At 28.6% G+C, this 343-nt stretch carries 1 protein-coding gene; it reads right to left on the bottom strand.

The window, feature by feature from the left end:
- Positions 1-203 precede the first annotated feature (203 nt).
- A partial coding sequence (locus ACVC5O_RS00785; protein ID WP_452219553.1) for a T9SS type B sorting domain-containing protein occupies positions 204-343 on the bottom strand: 140 nt, incomplete at its 5' end.

The following is a 343-nucleotide window of genomic DNA, read 5'->3' as shown; positions in this document are numbered from 1 at the left end:
TTTCTTTCTCATTATTAATTTTAGAATAATATAACTTCTATTATTTTGGACTACTAAATTAAATATATAATCTGTCTTTTTAGCTTATGTTTCAACTAAAAGTAAATAAAACAGCCTGAACATTTTGTTCAGGCTGTTTTGTTTTTAATATAATTTTTACTTGTGTTTTATTTACTGTTTTTTTATTTATTGCGTTTTTGTTCTTAGCGTTTTAATGTAAAGTGCGCTTTAAACTGTTTTTTGGTAGTGTTTGGGTCGTTTGGTTCTCTGTATTCTACCGTAAACCAATAGTCACTTGTTGGCATTAGATTACCATTAAAGGTTCCGTCCCAACCTTCGCCTG

The organism is Lacinutrix salivirga (assembly GCF_053604675.1).
This window is presented reverse-complemented; position numbering and strand designations above follow the sequence as displayed.